The organism is Rhizobium giardinii bv. giardinii H152 (genome assembly GCF_000379605.1).
Lineage (GTDB): Bacteria > Pseudomonadota > Alphaproteobacteria > Rhizobiales > Rhizobiaceae > Pararhizobium > Pararhizobium giardinii.
The window spans coordinates 1-1,173 of record NZ_KB902641.1; the positions used below are offsets into that span (position 1 = coordinate 1).

A 1,173-nucleotide genomic window follows, 5' to 3' on the forward strand; every position below is an offset into this window, starting at 1 on the left:
CGGATGGCAAGCCGCTGTTCCCGAACGCGGAAGTGTGGCTCTCCGAAGACGACTTCGAGTTTTGGACCGATGAGGGCAAGCTGGGCTCGAGCGTCGGGGCGTTTGTCGAACACGCCCGCAAGAACCTTCTACCCGTGCGTGAGCGCATTAAATTCTTCAAGGACGGGCAGGAGTTTCTGCCCGGTGTCGTAGCCATCGCGGCTCCCGGACACACCGTGGGCCACACGATCTTCGTGATCTCCTCCGGCGGCAAGAACTTCTGCTTCATGGGCGATCTCACCCATCACCAGGTGCTGCTGCTCGAAAGGCCGATGATGGAATTCGCCTATGACACCGACCCCAAGCAGAGCGCGCAAACGCGCGTAAAGCTATTAGGTATGTTAGCCGACGAAAGAATTCCAGTGATGTCATATCATTTCCCTTGGCCGGGTTTCGGGAACCTCGCTCGCGCGGGGGAAGGCTTCCGCTTCTATGCCGAGCCGATGAAGATGATCCGGTAGATACTCGCCTCCTTCCCATAACATTCTGCCATCACTCGTTGATAACCTAAGACTTGCCTGCGGGCCGTGATGGCTTGCAGGCTCCAATTATAATGCGGGAGATACACCATGCCTTCCTACTTCACCGCTTCGCAGCTAGCTGATCCCTCTCTTCTCGTCACGTCCGGCTATATTGGCGGAGAGTGGCTGGCTTTGTCAGAAGGCGACAAGAGTTTCGAGGTCCGCGATCCAGCAACACGTGCGGTCATTGCCACGCTGCCCGATCTCGGTGTTGCCGAGACGAAAATTGCGATCGACGCGGCATATACAGCGCAGAAGGCGTGGGCGGCCATCACCGGAAAGGAGCGCGCTGCGGTGCTGCGCCGTCTCTACGATCTGATGGTTTCAAACCAGGCCGACCTTGCTGCTATCCTGACAGCGGAGATGGGTAAGCCCTTGACCGAAGCGAAGAGCGAGATCCTCTATGGTGCATCCTATGTGGAATGGTTCGCAGAAGAAGCGAAGCGCGTCTATGGCGACGTCATTCCCGGCCATGAGGCCGACAAGCGTATTATGGTTATCAAGCAGCCGATCGGCGTCGTTGCCTCGATCACGCCGTGGAACTTTCCCAATGCGATGATGACGCGCAAGCTTGCTCCCGCGCTTGCCGTCGGCTGTGCATTTGTAGCGAAGC

2 protein-coding genes are annotated in these 1,173 nt (G+C 57.7%); both read left to right on the plus strand.

Going from position 1 to position 1,173, the window contains the following annotated elements:
* The coding region (locus A3AY_RS0112825; protein WP_018326066.1) for an MBL fold metallo-hydrolase at positions 1 to 500 on the plus strand (500 nt) is incomplete at its 5' end.
* 108 nt (positions 501 to 608) lie between these two features.
* A partial coding sequence (locus A3AY_RS0112830) for an aldehyde dehydrogenase family protein (RefSeq protein WP_018326067.1) occupies positions 609 to 1,173 on the plus strand: 565 nt, incomplete at its 3' end.